Origin of the sequence: Variovorax sp. CAN15 (genome assembly GCF_030462475.1) — a bacterium.
Lineage (GTDB): Bacteria > Pseudomonadota > Gammaproteobacteria > Burkholderiales > Burkholderiaceae_C > Variovorax.
In genome coordinates this window covers 42,965-58,174 of record NZ_JASMRZ010000015.1, presented here as the reverse complement: position 1 = coordinate 58,174, position 15,210 = coordinate 42,965, and the positions used below count along the sequence as shown (strand labels likewise).

At 69.5% G+C, this 15,210-nt stretch carries 15 protein-coding genes; 8 read left to right on the top strand and 7 right to left on the bottom strand.

Features of this window, described 5'->3' with window-relative positions; genetic code table 11:
• Positions 1 to 13: 13 nt before the first annotated feature.
• From QMO14_RS13180 to QMO14_RS13165, 4 genes are read left to right on the top strand one after another with little or no spacing between them, the layout of a single operon-like run.
• Positions 14 to 1,060 carry an ABC transporter substrate-binding protein gene (locus tag QMO14_RS13180; protein ID WP_301507661.1) on the top strand — a complete coding sequence of 349 codons (1,047 nt, stop codon included), beginning with the start codon at positions 14 to 16 and terminating at the stop codon, positions 1,058 to 1,060.
• Positions 1,057 to 2,172: an ABC transporter ATP-binding protein gene (locus tag QMO14_RS13175; RefSeq protein ID WP_301507660.1), complete on the top strand. Its 1,116-nt coding sequence runs from the start codon at positions 1,057 to 1,059 to the stop codon at positions 2,170 to 2,172. The genes QMO14_RS13180 and QMO14_RS13175 overlap by 4 nt, the downstream gene beginning before the upstream one ends.
• A complete protein-coding gene (locus QMO14_RS13170; protein WP_301507659.1) occupies positions 2,169 to 3,092 on the top strand; it encodes an ABC transporter permease in 924 nt (307 codons plus the stop codon). Before QMO14_RS13175 ends, QMO14_RS13170 begins: the two co-directional genes overlap by 4 nt.
• Positions 3,089 to 3,907: an ABC transporter permease gene (locus QMO14_RS13165; RefSeq protein ID WP_301507658.1), complete on the top strand. Its 819-nt coding sequence runs from the start codon at positions 3,089 to 3,091 to the stop codon at positions 3,905 to 3,907. The genes QMO14_RS13170 and QMO14_RS13165 overlap by 4 nt, the downstream gene beginning before the upstream one ends.
• Before the next feature lie 16 nt (positions 3,908 to 3,923).
• Here QMO14_RS13165 and QMO14_RS13160 read toward each other — a convergent pair whose 3' ends face one another.
• Positions 3,924 to 4,697: a hypothetical protein gene (locus tag QMO14_RS13160; RefSeq protein WP_301507657.1), complete on the bottom strand. Its 774-nt coding sequence runs from the start codon at positions 4,695 to 4,697 to the stop codon at positions 3,924 to 3,926.
• 46 nt (positions 4,698 to 4,743) lie between these two features.
• Between QMO14_RS13160 and QMO14_RS13155 the strand changes: the two genes are divergently transcribed.
• The 3 genes from QMO14_RS13155 (at position 4,744) to QMO14_RS13145 (ending at position 6,900) form a co-directional block, all read left to right on the top strand.
• Positions 4,744 to 5,343, top strand: a complete 600-nt coding sequence (locus QMO14_RS13155) for a LemA family protein (protein WP_301507656.1) — start codon at positions 4,744 to 4,746, stop codon at positions 5,341 to 5,343.
• Between the two features lie 88 nt (positions 5,344 to 5,431).
• Entirely contained in the window at positions 5,432 to 6,346 is a 915-nt protein-coding gene (locus QMO14_RS13150) for a YgcG family protein (protein ID WP_301507655.1), read from the top strand.
• A gap of 5 nt (positions 6,347 to 6,351) precedes the next feature.
• A complete protein-coding gene (locus tag QMO14_RS13145) occupies positions 6,352 to 6,900 on the top strand; it encodes a TPM domain-containing protein (protein ID WP_301507654.1) in 549 nt (182 codons plus the stop codon).
• Positions 6,901 to 7,015: 115 nt separating this feature from the next.
• Here the strand turns inward: QMO14_RS13145 and pdeM are convergent, their stop codons facing one another.
• Positions 7,016 to 7,693 carry a ligase-associated DNA damage response endonuclease PdeM gene (gene pdeM, locus QMO14_RS13140; RefSeq protein WP_301507653.1) on the bottom strand — a complete coding sequence of 226 codons (678 nt, stop codon included), beginning with the start codon at positions 7,691 to 7,693 and terminating at the stop codon, positions 7,016 to 7,018.
• A 65-nt stretch (positions 7,694 to 7,758) separates the two neighbouring features.
• Between pdeM and trxC the strand changes: the two genes are divergently transcribed.
• Entirely contained in the window at positions 7,759 to 8,208 is a 450-nt protein-coding gene (gene trxC / locus QMO14_RS13135; RefSeq protein WP_301507652.1) for a thioredoxin TrxC, read from the top strand.
• Between the two features lie 8 nt (positions 8,209 to 8,216).
• Here the strand turns inward: trxC and QMO14_RS13130 are convergent, their stop codons facing one another.
• The 5 genes from QMO14_RS13130 to QMO14_RS13110 all read right to left on the bottom strand — a co-directional run bounded on the left by QMO14_RS13130 (position 8,217) and on the right by QMO14_RS13110 (position 15,186).
• Positions 8,217 to 10,985, bottom strand: coding sequence for a ligase-associated DNA damage response DEXH box helicase (locus QMO14_RS13130; protein WP_301507651.1), 2,769 nt, complete (start codon positions 10,983 to 10,985; stop codon positions 8,217 to 8,219).
• Positions 10,982 to 12,637, bottom strand: coding sequence for an ATP-dependent DNA ligase (locus QMO14_RS13125; RefSeq protein ID WP_301507650.1), 1,656 nt, complete (start codon positions 12,635 to 12,637; stop codon positions 10,982 to 10,984). Before QMO14_RS13125 ends, QMO14_RS13130 begins: the two co-directional genes overlap by 4 nt.
• Positions 12,634 to 13,752 carry a ligase-associated DNA damage response exonuclease gene (locus tag QMO14_RS13120; RefSeq protein WP_301507649.1) on the bottom strand — a complete coding sequence of 373 codons (1,119 nt, stop codon included), beginning with the start codon at positions 13,750 to 13,752 and terminating at the stop codon, positions 12,634 to 12,636. The genes QMO14_RS13125 and QMO14_RS13120 overlap by 4 nt, the downstream gene beginning before the upstream one ends.
• Before the next feature lie 100 nt (positions 13,753 to 13,852).
• Positions 13,853 to 14,392: a DUF3617 family protein gene (locus QMO14_RS13115; protein ID WP_301507648.1), complete on the bottom strand. Its 540-nt coding sequence runs from the start codon at positions 14,390 to 14,392 to the stop codon at positions 13,853 to 13,855.
• Between the two features lie 77 nt (positions 14,393 to 14,469).
• Positions 14,470 to 15,186: a phosphatase PAP2 family protein gene (locus QMO14_RS13110; protein ID WP_301507647.1), complete on the bottom strand. Its 717-nt coding sequence runs from the start codon at positions 15,184 to 15,186 to the stop codon at positions 14,470 to 14,472.
• Positions 15,187 to 15,210 lie beyond the last annotated feature (24 nt).

The following is a 15,210-nucleotide window of genomic DNA, read 5'->3' as shown; positions in this document are numbered from 1 at the left end:
CAGGATCTTCACCATGAAAAATTTCTCACGCCGTGACTGTCTGCAAGCCATGGCGGCGGCGGCCGGCATGTCCGCGCTGGCAATGCCCGGCATGTCGCTCGCCGCGCAGAACCTCGTCGTGAACACCTACGGAGGCCGATGGGAGAAATTCTGGCGCTCCGACCTGATGCCGATGTTCACGAAATCGGCCGGCGTGGACACCACGCTCGACGTCGGCCTGGGCAAGAACTTCGTCGCCAACCTGCGCGCGGCCGGTGTCGCCAAGCCCCCCTACAGCATCCTGATGGTCAACGAGAACATCGCAAGCCTGGTGCGCGCCGAAGGCTACTTCGAGCCCATTCCCGCCGCCAAGGTGCCCAACCTCGCGAACGTGTACCCCATCTTGCACAACCCCGGCGACAACGGCGTGCGCGGCATCGTCTCGACCATCGGCATCGGCTACCGCAAGGACCTCGTGAAGACGCCGCCCAAGTCATGGTCGGACCTGTGGAGCAACCCCGAGTTCAAGGGCAAGATCGGTCTCTACCAGATCGGAAACACGGCCGCGATGCTGTTCCTGCTGATGACGGCCAAGCTCTACGGCGGCTCGCAGGACGCGATCGACCGCGCCTTCGCGGAGATAAAGAAGCTGTTGCCGTTCACTCAGGCCGACTGGAGCGGCACGCTGTCGACCATGCTCACGCGCGGCGACGTGACGGTGGCGGTGATCGACTTCCCCGAGATCGTGGCGCTGCAGAAAAAGGGCGTGCCGGTGGAGATGGTCGTGCCTTCCGAGGGCGTGCTGGCCTTCGAGCAGTCGTTCAACGTGCTGAAGAATGCGCCGGCCAAGGAAGAGGCCTACAGGTACCTCGACTTCATCCTGCGCGCCGACGTGCAGGAAATGATGGCCAGGGAGTTCTTCACTTCGCCGACCAATGTGCGCTCGAAGCTCCCGCCCGATCTCGCCAAGGACGTGCCAGTGAGCGGAGAGCGCATGAAGTCGATCTTCCAGTTCGACTGGACCAAGGTCAACCCGCAGGTGGCGGCCATCACCGACCGCTGGAACCGGGAGATGAAGTGAGCGCATCCGCCCCCACCCGCACGGCGGCCGGCCGGCGCACCACGCGGGTGTCGCTCGACGGCCTGCGCAAGCGCTTCGACAACGCGCCGGCACCGGCCATCGCGCACCTCGACCTGAAGACCGAGGAAGGCGAATTCATCTCGCTGCTGGGCCCGAGCGGCTGCGGCAAGACCACCACGCTGCGCTGCGTGGCCGGGTTCGAGTTTCCCGACGAAGGCCGCGTGCGCCTGAACGACGAGGACATCACCGACCTGCCGCCGGAGAAGCGCGACATCGGCATGGTGTTCCAGAACTACGCGCTGTTCCCGCACCTCACGGTGTGGCGCAACCTGGCGTTCGGCCTGGAGATGCGGGGCATCGGCAGGGCTGAGTGCAGGCGCCGCATCGACGACGTGCTCGCGATGGTGCAGCTCACCGCCATGGCCGACCGCTACCCGCGCCAGCTCTCGGGCGGCCAGCAGCAGCGCGTGGCGCTGGCGCGCGCACTGGTCATCGAGCCGCGGCTCCTTTTGCTCGACGAACCGCTGGCCAACCTGGACGCGGTGCTGCGCGAAGACATGCGCGTGTTCATCCGCGAGCTGCAAAAGCGCGTGGGCATCACCACGCTGTACGTCACGCACGACCAGTCGGAGGCGATGGTGATGTCAGACCGCGTGGCGGTGATGCTTGGCGGCCGGCTGCTGCAGTTCGACGTGCCCGAGGCGATCTACATGCGTCCGCGCAGCGTGGAGGTGGCGCGCTTCATCGGCCGCTCGAACCTCATCGAAGGCCGCATCGAGGGACTCACCGACGAACCCGGCCCGTACCCGACCTACCGCGTGAGCACTGCGCTCGGCAGCGTGCCGGCAAGCCACGACCAGCCGCTGGCAACGGGACAGCCGGTGCACGTGACGATCCGCCCCGAGGCCATCCGCTGGCGCAACGACGGCCCCTACGCGGGGCTGGTGCAGTCGGCCTATTTCCTCGGCAGCACGGTGGAGCACACGGTGCAGTGCGCCGGCGGCCAGAGCCTGCTGGTGCAGACCTCGCCGGGCCAGCGCGCGGAGGCCGGGGCCGAGGCCGCCTTCGCCTTCGACCCGGGCCACGCCTGGATCATCGCGGCCGCGCCATGAATGCCGTGATGACGGCCGAGGCGCCGGTGCGCGGCACCGACCGGATCGATGGACGCAGGGCACGCAAGGGACGCCCAGGCCGCGGTGCGTTCTGGCTGATCGCCCCCGCGCTGGTGCTGATCGGCGTGTTCCTGGTGCTGCCGTACCTCAACATCATCGGCATGAGCCTGCGGCCCACCGCGGTGGGTGCGCCCTACGGCGCGGGCTTCACGCTCGCCAACTATGCCAACGCGCTGGGCGACGGCTACATCCTCGGGGTGCTTGCCGACACGCTGCTGCTCGGCGTCACCACGGTGCCGATCTGCCTGCTGCTGGGCTACCCCGTCGCCTACCACCTGGCGCGCACGCGTTCGCGCTGGGGCAGCCTGCTCTACGTGCTGGTGCTGTCGCCTTTGCTGGTAGGCGTGGTGGTGCGCAGCTTCGGCTGGCTGATCCTGCTGTCGGGCAACGGCGTCATCAACCGGGCGCTGATGGATCTCGGGCTGATATCGACGGCACTGCAGCTCATGAACAACCGGCTGGGCGTGACGATCGCGCTGGTGCACGTGTTCCTGCCCTTCATGATCCTGCCGCTGGTGGGTGTGATCCAGAGCATCGATCCGACGCTGGAACAGGCCGCACGCTCGCTCGGCGCCTCGCGGCTGAAGGTGTTCTGGCGGCTCGTTCTCCCGATGTCGTGGCCCGGCATCCAGGCCGGCACCATCCTCGTCTTCGTGCTCACGCTGAGCGCCTACGTGACGCCGGTGATGCTCGGAGGCGCCCAGGTCAAGACGATGTCGGTGCTGGTGGTGCAGAACCTGATCGACAACTTCCAGTGGCCCGCCGGAGCGGCTCAGGCACTGGTGCTCTCGGCCTGCGGCATGGTGGCCGTGTGGCTGTACACCCGCCTCACCGGACGCTTCATGAAAGGCCTGCAATGACGACGAAGCGCAAACCCCTGGCCGCGCGCATGGCCGACGCCATGGGGCTGGCCTACGTCGGCGCGGTGTATGTGTTCCTGCTTCTGCCGATCGCGGTGATCGTGCTGATGTCCCTCAACGCGGGCGAGTTCCTGACCTTTCCACCACAGGGAATCTCGCTGCGCTGGTTCGGCGCGCTTTTCACCAACGAAGCCTTCATGCGCGCCATCGGCACCTCGCTGCAGGTGGCGGCCATCGCGACGGTGTGCTCGAGCGTCATCGGCGTGGCCGGCGCGCTCTACGTGGTGCGCCATGCCACGCGGCTGCGCGAGGGGCTGCGCACGATGCTGATGCTGCCGCTCATGCTGCCCGAGATCCTCACGGCGATCGCGCTGCTGTTCTTCCTGTACGCGAGCGGCATCGGCACGCGCACGATGTTCGGGCTGGTGGTGGGCCACGTGCTGGTCACGCTGCCCTATGTGTTCACCAACGTCGCGTCGTCGCTCTACAACCAGGACGGCACGCTGGAGCAGGCCGCCCGCAGCCTCGGGGCTTCCCCGTGGCGTGCATTCGTGCGTGTGACGCTGCCGCTGATCAAGCCGGGCATCATCACCGGCGCCCTGTTCGCGTTCGTGATCTCGTTCGACCTGTTCAACATGTCGCTGCTGCTCAAGGGCATCGGCATGACGACGCTGCCGCTGCAGCTGTTCGACTACCTGCGCTGGGACTTCGACCCGACTGCGGCGGCCGTGTCGACGGTGAGCATCGTGGTCACGCTGGTGGCGGTGGTCTGCGTCGATCGCACCGTGGGGTTGCGCTCGCTGCGTTTCGGTTGAGTCAGGCCAAGGCCGGTCAGGGCAGAGGGGGCAGGGCCTCGGGCCGCAGCCACGCGCGCGCCCCGGCCTCCATGTCGCCCTGGGAAGCGCGCCACACCATCTCGGGCGCCGCCACGTGCACGCCCGGCGGCGCGATGCGCAGCGCCACGTCAACCAGCTCGGCCACCTTGGCCGCGCGCACCGGCTGCTCGCTGCTGGGCACCATGAAGCGCACCACCGAAAGCATCCACGCGGCCAGCCGCTCGAAAGGGTTGGCGAGTTTCGCGTTCGCCGGCTTGCGCGCCGAGCGCACGAGGATCACGCGCTCGAAGCCGCAAGCCACCACCGCCTGCTCGTCGAGGCTCGCGAGCCCGCGCTTGAGCGCCTCGGGCAGCCGGCCCTGGTCATGCGGCAGCACGATGGCCAGCGTCTGCACGCCGCAGGCGCGCAGCCAGCGGGCCAGTTCGGGCAGGCCGGAAGGTTCGGGCACCCACAGCGCGCGCTCGCGGTCGTGGTACAGGCGCGGCGGGTCGAAGGCGACGATGGCGGTGTGGGCCGAGGTCGGCGGCCACTGCGCGATGGGCAGGCCGGGGCTCAGGTAGGTCTCGACGCCGCGCAGCCCGTCGCGGATCGGCTCCTTCGCCAGCACGCGGGTGTGGGCATGCCGGTGGCTGCCCGCCAGCCGGCGCAGCAGCTCGGCGCCCAGCGCGCCGGTCGCGCCGGCGATCAGCAGCGTGCCGAAGGCGGAAGATGCAACGGGCAATACCGCACGATTGGCAGCTTGCAGGGCTTGTAGAGGATCGACGGCCATGGAGCCGTCTATGCTACCTTCCGCATCTTCTGCGGAGGTAATGCAAATGATGATGAAGCGCTGGTTCCTGATTCTTGCCGCGGTCGTGTCCCTGAGCGGGTGCGGCTACAACCAGTTCCAGTCCCTCGACGAGGCCAGCAAGTCGGCCTGGAGCGAGGTCCTCAACCAGTACCAGCGGCGCGCCGACCTCGTGCCGAACATCGTGGCCACCGTGAAAGGCGAGGCCAGCTTCGAGCAGGACACGCTCACCAAGGTGATCGAGGCGCGCGCCAAGGCCACCTCGATCCAGGTGACGCCCGAGACGCTCAACAACCCCGAGGCCTTCAACAAGTTCCAGCAGGCGCAGGGCGAACTCTCCTCGGCACTGTCGCGGCTGATGGTGGTGTCGGAACGCTACCCCGACCTGAAGGCCAACCAGTCGTTCCGCGACCTGCGCGTGACGCTGGAAGGTACCGAGAACCGCATCACCGTGGCGCGCAACCGGTATATCGAAAGCGTGCAGGAGTACAACGTGCTCGCGCGCAGCTTCCCGACCAACCTCACGGCCAAGATCTTCGGCTACGCGCCGAAGCCGAACTTCTCGGTGCAGAACGAGGCGCAGATCTCCGCGCCTCCCACTGTCGACTTCAGCACCCCGAAGAAGTAGCTCTCCCCCAGGCTTCGTGCACTTCGTGTCACTGCGCCTCCCCCCTCACCGGGGGCAACACCCGCGGCCCGGCAAAGCCGGTTCCGCGGTGTTCCCGGACTGGTGCGCGCTATTTCTCCAGGCACTTGCGGCACTCTGGGTGCTGCTGGCGATGGGCAACGCAACCGCCCAGGGCCTGCTCCCGATCCCCACGCTCACCGCGCGGGTGATGGACCAGACCGGCACGCTCGACAGCGCACAGCGCAACGGCCTCGAAGCCAAGCTCGCGGCCTTCGAGCAGCGCAAGGGATCGCAGATCGTGGTGCTGATGGTGCCGACCACCGCACCCGAGGACATCGCCAGCTACACGCAGCGCGTGGGCGATGCCTGGAAGATCGGCCGCAAGGGCGTCGGCGACGGCCTGCTGGTGGTGGTGGCAAAGGACGATCGCAAGATGCGCATCGCCACGGCCAAGACGCTGGAAGGCGCGGTGCCCGACCTGGCGGCCAGCCGCATCATCGACGAGGAGATGAAGCCGCGCTTCCGCAACGGCGACTTCGCTGGCGGCCTGAACGCGGCGGTGGACCGGCTCATCGGGCTGGTCGACGGCGAGCCGCTGCCGGAGCCCTCTCGCAACACCGGTGGCGGCGGCGGCAACGAGGGCTTCGACTGGGAGAACCTCGCGATCTTCCTGTTCGTGGGCGTCTTCGTCGGCGCGCCGATCGCACGCGCCATCTTCGGCAAGAAGCTGGGCACGATGTTCATCGGCGGCGGCGTGGGCGTGGTGGTGTTCTTCATCACCACCAGCATCGCCATCGCGGTGATCGCGGCGCTGGTGGCACTGATCGTCTCGCTGGTCGCGGGCACCGGGCGTCCGGGCGGTGGCGGGGGCGGCGGCTGGAGTTCCGGCGGCGGAGGCTGGGGCAGCGGAGGTGGCGGCTTCAGCGGCGGTAGCGGAGGCGGCGGTTTCAGCTCCGGCGGCGGCGGCAATTTCGGCGGCGGCGGCGCGTCGGGGGACTGGTGAACACGATGCAGACCACGCACACGAAGCCGTCAGGCGAAGCGGGCCTCTTCACGAAGCTCGGCCGCATCTGGCGCCATCGCTGGATCGACGAATCCGAGGTGCGCCGCGCGATTCCTGCGGCAGCGCTGGAGCGCCTCGCGGGCCGCGTGACCGCGAGCGAGCGGCGCCACAGCGGGGAGATCCGCATCTGCGTCGAAGCCGGCCTGCCGATGTCGTACCTCTGGCGCCACGCGCCGCCGCGCGAGCGTGCGGTGACGCTGTTCGGCAAGCTGCGCGTGTGGGACACGGCACACAACAACGGGGTGCTCATCTACCTGCTGCTGGCCGAGCACGCCATCGAGATCGTGGCCGACCGGGGAATCGACGCGCACGTGGATGACGCCGAATGGGCCGCGATGGCGCAGCGCATGAGCGCGGCCTTTCGCGAGGGCCGTTTCGAGGATGGGCTCACGCAGGCGCTGGAAGAGATCTCCGCGCTGCTGGTGGAACACTTTCCGCTGGCCGAGGGTGAGCTGGACGTGAACGAACTGCCGGACGAGCCCGTGGTGCTCTGACTTCTTTCTCCCTCCCCCGCTGGGGGAGGGCTGGGGTGGGGGCCAAGCGGCGTATCCACTTGGCGCTCTGCCTGTCCCCATTCCAGCCTTCCCCCAGAGGGGGAAGGAGCAAGCCTCACTCCTGCACGGGCAGCGCCCAGACGGCATCGCCGCCCACTGCATGGAAGCGCCGCCCCGGTGCCGACTCCATCAGCCATCCGCCGGTGAACTCGCCGAAGGCCGGCAGCACGGCCTGCTGTTCGTCGCTCGCGAAACACGGCAGCCGCACGCTGTCGCGTCCCCTGCCCTGGAGCCTGCAGACCGGGTGCAGATGCCCCGCGAGCACGAAGTGCGTGGGATGCGTCTGCGGATGGTGGCAGCAGGCGAAGGGACCGAGCAGGAAAGGCTCGTCGACCACCTCGATGCCGAGCTCCGGCGGCGGATCGCCCGCGCGGCTGTCGTGGTTGCCGCGCACCAGCGTCATGGCGACGGCCGCGTGGCGCGCGCGCCAGGCCTCGACGGCGGAGAGCACCGTGCGTGCCTGCGCAGCGTGCAGGAAGTCGCCGAGAAACACGATGCGCTGGGGCACATGCCTTTCGATCAGGGCATCGAGCCGCGCCAGGTTCTGCTGCGTGGTACCGCCCGGCACCGGCTGGCCGAGCGCGCGGTAGGTCGCGGCCTTGCCCAGGTGCAGGTCGGCCACGAACAGCACGCGCTGCCCGGGCCACCACAGGGCCCGCTCGGGCAGCAGGTGCAGCAGCTCGCCCGCCCAATCAACGGCGAGCGGCTTCGCGGATGTATCGGAAGAAGTCACGCAGCCAGTGTCGCAAAACCCGCGACCGCCTTGCAAAGGCCCTCCGCAGCCCCCATCTGCCGGCCATGACCGAATCGCCCCCGCTGCACATCGTCTGTCCGCACTGCCACACGACCAACCGCGTGCGCGCGGCGCAGCTGGGCAGCGCGCCCGACTGCGGCAGCTGCCACCGCCCGCTGTTCACCGGCCATTCGACGGCGCTGGCGGATGCCGCCACCTTCGACCGCCACATCGCCCGCAACGAGATCCCGGTGCTGGTCGATTTCTGGGCGCCCTGGTGCGGCCCCTGCCGCCAGATGGCGCCCGCCTACGAACAGGCTGCGGCCCAGCTGGAGCCCCACGTGCGGCTCGCCAAGGTCGACACCGAAGCTGTGCCTGCGCTGGGCGCGCGTTTCAACATCCGCAGCATCCCGACGCTGGCGCTGTTCCGTGGTGGCCGCGAAGTGGCCCGGCAGGCCGGCGCGATGGGCGCGGCCGATATCGTGCGTTGGGTGAAGGCGCACGGCGCCGGCTGACCGTCGCATCAGAGCGGCGGCAGCGGCCTTGACGGCCGCGACGGTCGCCTGCGGTCGCGCCGCTGGCCCACCGGCTTCGGCGGCTTGCCCGGCCCTTCCTGCCCGAAAGCCAGGGTCCCCCTCACCCGCTCCACGCCTCCGGCGGTGACCACGCCGCCCGCGGCCTTCTCGAGCTGCTCGACCATCCGCGCGATGCGGTCGGCCACGTTCTCGTTCGACAGTTTCTCGCGGAACAGCTCGACCATCAGCGGAAACGAGAAAGGCGTGGGCCGCGCGAGCGGCTTCAGCACCAGCTGCTGCGTGGCGATGCGTTCGAGGCTCGCGCGCAGGCGGCCGATCTCGAGCTCCTGCGCCAGCAGCTCCTGCTCGGCCTGCCGCAGCAGCCTGTTGCCGGGGTCGTACTTGCGGAACACCTCCCAGAACAGCGAAGACGAAGCCTGCAGCTGCTTGCCGCTGCGCTTCTCGCCCGGATAGCCCTGGTAGATGAGGCCCGAGACGCGCGCGATCTCGCGAAAGCGCCGCTGCGCGAGTTCGCTGGCGTTGAGCGAGGCCAGCACTTCGTGCAGCAGCATCTCTCGTGCGCCTTCGCCCTGCGGCAGCGTCAGCACCTGCGGCAACAGTGCCGGCCAGTCGACCTCGGTCGCGCTCAGCAGCTCGAAGCCGTAGTCGTTGACCGCGATGGAGAAAGTGCGCGCCTCGTGCTGCGCGACGCGCCACGCCAGCAGGCTCGCGAGCCCGAGGTGCACGTGCCGGCCCGCGAAGGGATACAGGAACAGATGCGAGCCCTCGCGCGTGCTCAGGGTCTCGGCCAGAAGCGTCTGCGGCGTGGGCAGTGCCGAGCACTGCTGCTGTATCTCCAGCAGCGGGCGCACGCACTGCAGCTCGGGCGAGTCGTAGCGTCCCTCGCCGGCCTGCGCGAGTTGCTGCACCACCGCGTCGGCCAGCGTGTTCGACAGCGGCATGCGACCGCCGCCCCAGCGCGGCACCGCGGCCCGCTTGCCGCTCGCGCGCCGCACCCAGGCCGTCATGTCGTGGATGCGCACCAGCTCCAGCATGCGCCCGCCGAACAGGAAGCAGTCGCCGGCCTTCATGCGCGCGACGAAGCTCTCTTCGACGCTGCCGATCTTCGAACCGCCGAGGTACTGCACCGAGATGCTCGCGTCGCTCACGATGGTGCCGATGTTCATGCGGTGCCGCCGCGCGAGCCGCGCATCGGGCACGCGCCAGACGCCCTCGGCGTCGGGCACCGCGCGCTTGTAGTCCGGATAGGCCGCGAGCGACGGACCGCCTTGCGCCACGAACTCCAGGCACCACTGCCAGCTCTCGCGCGAGAGGCCTTCGTAGGCAGCCGTGCCGCGCACCTCCTCGTACAGCTCGTCGGGCACGAAGCCGCCGCCCAGCGCCACCGTCACCAGGTGCTGCACCAGCACGTCGAGCGGCTGCTCGGGGGAATGGCGCGCCTCGATGTGCCCGGCCGCGATGGCGACGCGCGCGGCCGAGCCTTCCACCATCTCCACGCTGTGCGTGGGCACGAGCGTGATGCGCGAAGGCCGGCCCGGCGCATGGCCCGAACGGCCCGCGCGCTGCAGCAGCCGCGCGACGCCCTTGGGCGAGCCGATCTGCAGCACGCGCTCCACCGGCAGGAAGTCCACGCCCAGGTCCAGGCTCGAGGTGCAGACCACCGCTTTCAGCTCGCCGTTCTTCAGGCCCAGCTCCACCCATTCGCGCACCTCGCGGTCGAGCGAACCGTGGTGCAGCGCGATGAGGCCGGCCCACTCCGGCCTGGCCTCCAGCATCGCCTGGTACCAGATCTCCGCCTGCGAGCGCGTGTTGGTGAAGACCAGCGTGGTGCTGCTCGCGGCGATCTCCTCGATCACCTGCGGCAGCATCGTGAGGCCCAGATGGCCGCCCCAAGGAAAGCGCTCGGCGACGCCGGGCAGCAGCGAATCGATGACCAGCTTCTTCGGCACCTGCCCCTGCACCAGCACGCCGTCTTCACGGCCCAGCAGCGCATGCATCGCCTCGTGCAGGTTGCCCAGCGTGGCCGACATGCCCCAGACCGCGAGGCCCGGGTTCCAGCGCTTCAGCCGCGCGAGCGCGAGCTGCACCTGTACGCCGCGCTTGTTGCCCAGCAGCTCGTGCCATTCGTCGACCACCGCCATGCGCACATGCCCGAGCACTTCGCGCGCATCGGCCCGCGCGAGCAGCAGCGAAAGGCTCTCGGGCGTGGTGACGAGCACCGTGGGCAGGCGCTGGTTCTGCGCGCTGCGCTCGGCCGAGCTGGTGTCGCCGCTGCGGGCGCCGGCGCTCCACGGATGCACCTCGGCGCCGAGGGCTTCCAGTGGCTGCTGCAGGGCGCGCAGCGTGTCGGCGGCCAGCGCGCGCATCGGCGTGAGCCACAGCACGGTAAGCGGCTCGGCGACGGGCCTTGCGTTCGCGGACGCACCCGCCTTTCGCGCCCGCGCGAAGGCGAGCAGCGCACCGAGCCACACGGCGTAGGTCTTGCCCGCGCCGGTGGTGGCGTGCAGCAGGCCCGACCTGCCTTCGGCAATCGCCTTCCAGACCTCGCGCTGGAACTTGAAGGGCTTCCAGCCGCGTTCGGCGAACCATGCGTCGAGCGCTGTCTTGACGGCCTTGCTCCTTCCCCCTCTGGGGGAAGGCTGGGATGGGGGCAGACGGCCTTCAGCAGACCGCTCGCTCTTGGCAGGCCGCGTGCCCCCACCCCCGCCCTCCCCCAGAGGGGGAGGGAGCGAAGCGGGATCCTTCGGGCTGCTCATGTCGGCAGCAACGCCGCCAGCGTCTGAAGGGTATCGGCCTCTTCCACCGGCTTGTCCTCGCGCCAGCGCAGCATGCGCGGAAAGCGCACCGCGATGCCGCTCTTGTGCCGCGTGCTGTGCGCGATGCCCTCGAAACCCAGCTCGAACACCAGCGTGGGCTTGACGCTCTTCACCGGCCCGAAGCTCTCCACCGTGGTCTTGCGGATGATCGCGTCCACGCGCGCCATCTCGGCATCGGTGAGGCCCGAGTAGGCCTTGGCGAAGGGCACGAGCTTGCGGTCTTCCTGCTCCGGCGGGCCGTCCCACACGGCGAAGGTGTAGTCGCTGAAGAGGCTGGCGCGCCGGCCGTGGCCGCGCTGCGCATAGATGAGCACGGCATCGACGCTCAGCGGATCGATCTTCCACTTCCACCACACGCCCACGTCCTTGGTGCGGCCCACGCCGTACTGCGCGTCGCGGCGCTTGAGCATCATCCCTTCGACGCCCATGGTGCGCGCCGTTTCACGCTGGCGCGCGAGATCGGGCCAGTCGGGGCCTGTGAGCATCGGGCTGGGCAGCAGCGAGGGGTGGTCCATGCGCCCGACGAGTTCGTCGAGCAGCAGGCGGCGCTGCGACTGCGGCAGCGCGCGCAGGTCGCGCCCTTCCCATTCGAGGATGTCGTAGGCCAGCAGCACCACCGGAATGTCGCGCAGCAGCTTCGCGCCCAGCGTCTTGCGGCCGATGCGCTTCTGCAGCTCGGCGAAGGGCTGCACGCGGCCTTCACGCCAGACGACAATCTCGCCGTCGAGCACCGTGCCGTCGGGCAGCGCCTCGCCGAGCGCGGCGAGTTCGGGGAAGCGCTCGGTCACCAGCTCTTCGCCGCGCGACCACACCCATACCGTGCCGGCGCGCGTCACCAGCTGCGCGCGGATGCCGTCCCACTTCCATTCGACGATCCAGTCCGACGGCGGGCCCAGCACTGCGTCGAACTGCTCCAGCGGCTGGTTGAAAGGATGCGCGAGGAAGAAGGGGTACGGCTGGCCACTGGTCTTCTGCTCCTGCTCGGCGCCCGACTCGGCCGCGACCAGCGCGCGATAGTCGTCGGCCTGCGGCCGCCCGCCGATGTGCGTGTAGCCCATGAGCCGCTGCGCGACGCGCTTGGCGTCGATGCCTCCCACGGCCGCGAGCGCCTGCGTGACCTGCAGCTTCGACACGCCGACGCGGAACGCGCCGGTGATGAGCTTGAAGTACACCAGCCGCTCCTCGGGCGCGAGCTGCCGCCACTGCGCACGCAGGCGGTCGGCGAGCTGATCGGGCGCCGCCTTGGCGGCATCGCGCAGCGGCAGCAGGTGCTGCTCGACCCAGCCCGCGAGGCCAAGCTCGTGCGCCTCGCTCGGCGGAGGCAGCAGCAGCGCGATGGTTTCGGCGAGATCGCCCACCGCGTCGTAGCTCTCGTCGAACAGCCACTCGGGCAGGCCGGCCGCTTCCTGCGCGAGCAGTCGCAGCAGCTTCACGGGCACCAGCTGGCGCGGCTTGCCTCCCGCGAGAAAGTAGACGGCCCAGGCGGCGTCGGCTGCGTCGGCCTCGCGCAGGTAGCGCTGCAAGGCGGCCTGCTTGGCGAGGCTCGATGTGCTGGCGTCGAGCTCGTTGTACAGCGCGGCAAAGGCTTTCACGGTGCTTCTCCTTCCCCCGCTGGGGGAAGGTCGGGATGGGGGCTGCCGGCGTCTGCATCGCACGCCGTCTGCCCGCTCCCCGACCCTCGGGAAGTTTCCTGGTCGTCCTCGTCGCCGTACTCGGTCCTGAAGGCCTGTGCGTCGAGGCCGTTCTCGCCCAGCCACCGCACCATCACCTGCACGCTGCCGTGCGTGACGAAAACCCGCTCGGCGCCCGTGCCGGCAATGGCCTGCTGCAGGCCGGGCCAATCGGCGTGGTCGGACATCACGAAGCCCCGGTCCACGCCGCGCCGCCTGCGCGTTCCGCGCAGCTGCATCCAGCCGCTGGCAAAGGCGTCGGCGTAGTTGCCGAAGCGTCGCATCCACGGCGAGCCCTGTGCCGAGGGCGGTGCGAGCACCAGCGCGCGCTTAAGCAGCGCGGCGTCGACATCCGCGTCGTCGGCGCGCAGGGTGGGCGGCAGCGCCACGCCGGCCGCGCGGTACACGGCATTGAGCGGCTCCACCGCGCCGTGCACGACGATGGGCCCGATGCTCGCGTCCACGCCGTGCAGGATGCGCTGCGCCTTGCCGAAGGCATAACAGAACAGCACCGAGGCGCGCCCTGCTTCGGCATTGGCGCGCCACCATGCGTCGATCTGCGCGAAAAGCACGGCCTGCGCGGGCCAGCGGTAGATCGGCAGGCCGAAGGTCGATTCGGTGATGAAGGTGTCGCAGGGCACCGGCTCGAAGGGCGGGCAGGTGCCGTCGGGCTCGGTCTTGTAGTCGCCCGAGGCCACCCACACGCGCCCGCCGTGCTCGAGCCGCACCTGCGCAGAGCCCAGCACATGGCCAGCCGGGTGCAGGGAGACGCGCACGCCGTGGTGCTCGATGGCTTCGCCGTAAGGCAGCGTCTGCAGCGGGATGTCGCGGCCCAGGCGCGCGCGCAGCGTGCCGGCGCTGTCGACGTGGGCCAGGTAGTGCGCATGCCCAGGGCGCGCGTGGTCGGAGTGCGCGTGCGTGATGACTGCGCGCGCCACGGGCCGCCAGGGGTCGATGTAGAAATCGCCGGGCGGGCAATACAGGCCCTCGGGCCTGGCGACGACGAGGAGGTCTTCTTCCTGCTTTGCGGAGGGCATGGCACGCCATCGTAGGCGCTGCCGGGGTTTCGCGCCGCAGCGCAGCGGGCGCGAAACGTTGTGGGCGGGCGCCTACCGGCCGGCCGCCATCCGGTTCACGCTAGGGGCGTTTCGGCCGGTTGTTCATCATGTCCAGCACGTTCATCTTCATGCCGTTGGGCATGACCATGTCGCCCGGCTTCTGATCGGCCTTGCAGGGTCCGATCCATCGGGCTTCCATGGCGCTCGTGCCCTCGGCGCGCCCCATCAGCGGCGGGTTGTAGGTCGACTTGCTCTCCATGCGGTAGGCGGAGTTGAAGTCGCCGCTGATGACGGCGTGCGTGCTGGCGACCGTGTTGCCGATCTTGCAGACCGAATCCACGACCAGCTTGCCGCCGTCCGTGCGCAGCTCCTGCTTCGAGCACAGGTCCTTGCCCATGCCCTGGCCCATGTCGCGCAAGGCCTTGTCGGTGGCGGCGTCGATGCACTGCTGCACGGTGTGGGTGCCGCCGTGGCCCGCGCTCTTGCCAGTGGCTTCTCCGGTCTGGGTCTGGATTTCCCAGAGGCCAGGCTTGCGGGAAGGAAAGTCGAGCGCGAGCGCAGGGCACGCGGCAACACCGGCCGCGATGCATGCAATGACGGCGGACAGGCGAATTTTCATGGCGGGCTCCCGCTCCTTCGAATAGTGACGCCCGGGTTTTACCGCGCGCTCCGGCACGACGGAATACCGCGATCGGCCTACGCCCCCGGCGTTCCCGTCGCCGTGCGTTGCCGCGTGGCGAAGCCGAACGCCACGCCCAGGGCGAGCCCGCCGAGCACGTCGATCAGCACATGCTGGCGTACCGCCATCGTCGAATAGACGATGCCCGCGGCCCAGGCCACGTTGAGGGCGCGCAGCCAGAGCGGCGCCCCCACCGTTCGCAACTGCCGCGCCAGCACCACGCAGCTGAACACCGAGAACGACACATGCAGCGAGGGAAAGGCATTGCCGGCCGAGTCGACCATCTTGAGGAACTGCAGCGAGGTGCCCGGCGTGGTCTCGACCACGAAGTTGGGAATCGCCGTGGGCATGAACCAGAAGACAAGCAGCGCCAGCAGCGTCATGGCCGCGCAACCCAGCGAAAAGCCCGTCAGCTCGCGCATGTCCCTGGCCAGCAGCACCGGCAGCGCGATGTAGCCCCAAAGCGAGAGATACACCGGCAGCAGCCACGGCCAGAAGGCGATCAGCCGGTCGACGGGCGTGAGGGGCAGCACCCAGGCCTGGCCCGCGTTCTTCATGATCCAGAAGTACAGCGGGAAGAAGCCGAGCGTGGCGACGGTGTTGCCGACGAGCTTCAGGGGGAAGAGCGTGATGCTGCGCTTCCACAGGGCCGCGAGCCATGGCGGCACCGCCGATGGGGACGACGGGGCGGAAGAAGAGGCGGAGGATGTGGCGTCGGACGCTGGAGGTGTCATGAAGGCCCGGGCAGCGCACCGCGC

What these genes read in the sequence shown, in the direction of transcription:
- QMO14_RS13180 (WP_301507661.1), top strand. Translation starts at nt 14, where the DNA reads ATGAAAAATTTCTCACGCCGTGACTGTCTGCAAGCCATGGCGGCGGCG.
- QMO14_RS13170 (WP_301507659.1), top strand. Translation starts at nt 2,169, where the DNA reads ATGAATGCCGTGATGACGGCCGAGGCGCCGGTGCGCGGCACCGACCGG.
- QMO14_RS13165 (WP_301507658.1), top strand. Translation starts at nt 3,089, where the DNA reads ATGACGACGAAGCGCAAACCCCTGGCCGCGCGCATGGCCGACGCCATG.
- QMO14_RS13160 (WP_301507657.1), bottom strand. Translation starts at nt 4,697, where the DNA reads ATGGCCGTCGATCCTCTACAAGCCCTGCAAGCTGCCAATCGTGCGGTA.
- QMO14_RS13155 (WP_301507656.1), top strand. Translation starts at nt 4,744, where the DNA reads ATGATGATGAAGCGCTGGTTCCTGATTCTTGCCGCGGTCGTGTCCCTG.
- QMO14_RS13145 (WP_301507654.1), top strand. Translation starts at nt 6,352, where the DNA reads ATGCAGACCACGCACACGAAGCCGTCAGGCGAAGCGGGCCTCTTCACG.
- trxC (WP_301507652.1), top strand. Translation starts at nt 7,759, where the DNA reads ATGACCGAATCGCCCCCGCTGCACATCGTCTGTCCGCACTGCCACACG.
- QMO14_RS13130 (WP_301507651.1), bottom strand. Translation starts at nt 10,985, where the DNA reads ATGAGCAGCCCGAAGGATCCCGCTTCGCTCCCTCCCCCTCTGGGGGAG.
- QMO14_RS13120 (WP_301507649.1), bottom strand. Translation starts at nt 13,752, where the DNA reads ATGCCCTCCGCAAAGCAGGAAGAAGACCTCCTCGTCGTCGCCAGGCCC.
- QMO14_RS13115 (WP_301507648.1), bottom strand. Translation starts at nt 14,392, where the DNA reads ATGAAAATTCGCCTGTCCGCCGTCATTGCATGCATCGCGGCCGGTGTT.
- QMO14_RS13110 (WP_301507647.1), bottom strand. Translation starts at nt 15,186, where the DNA reads ATGACACCTCCAGCGTCCGACGCCACATCCTCCGCCTCTTCTTCCGCC.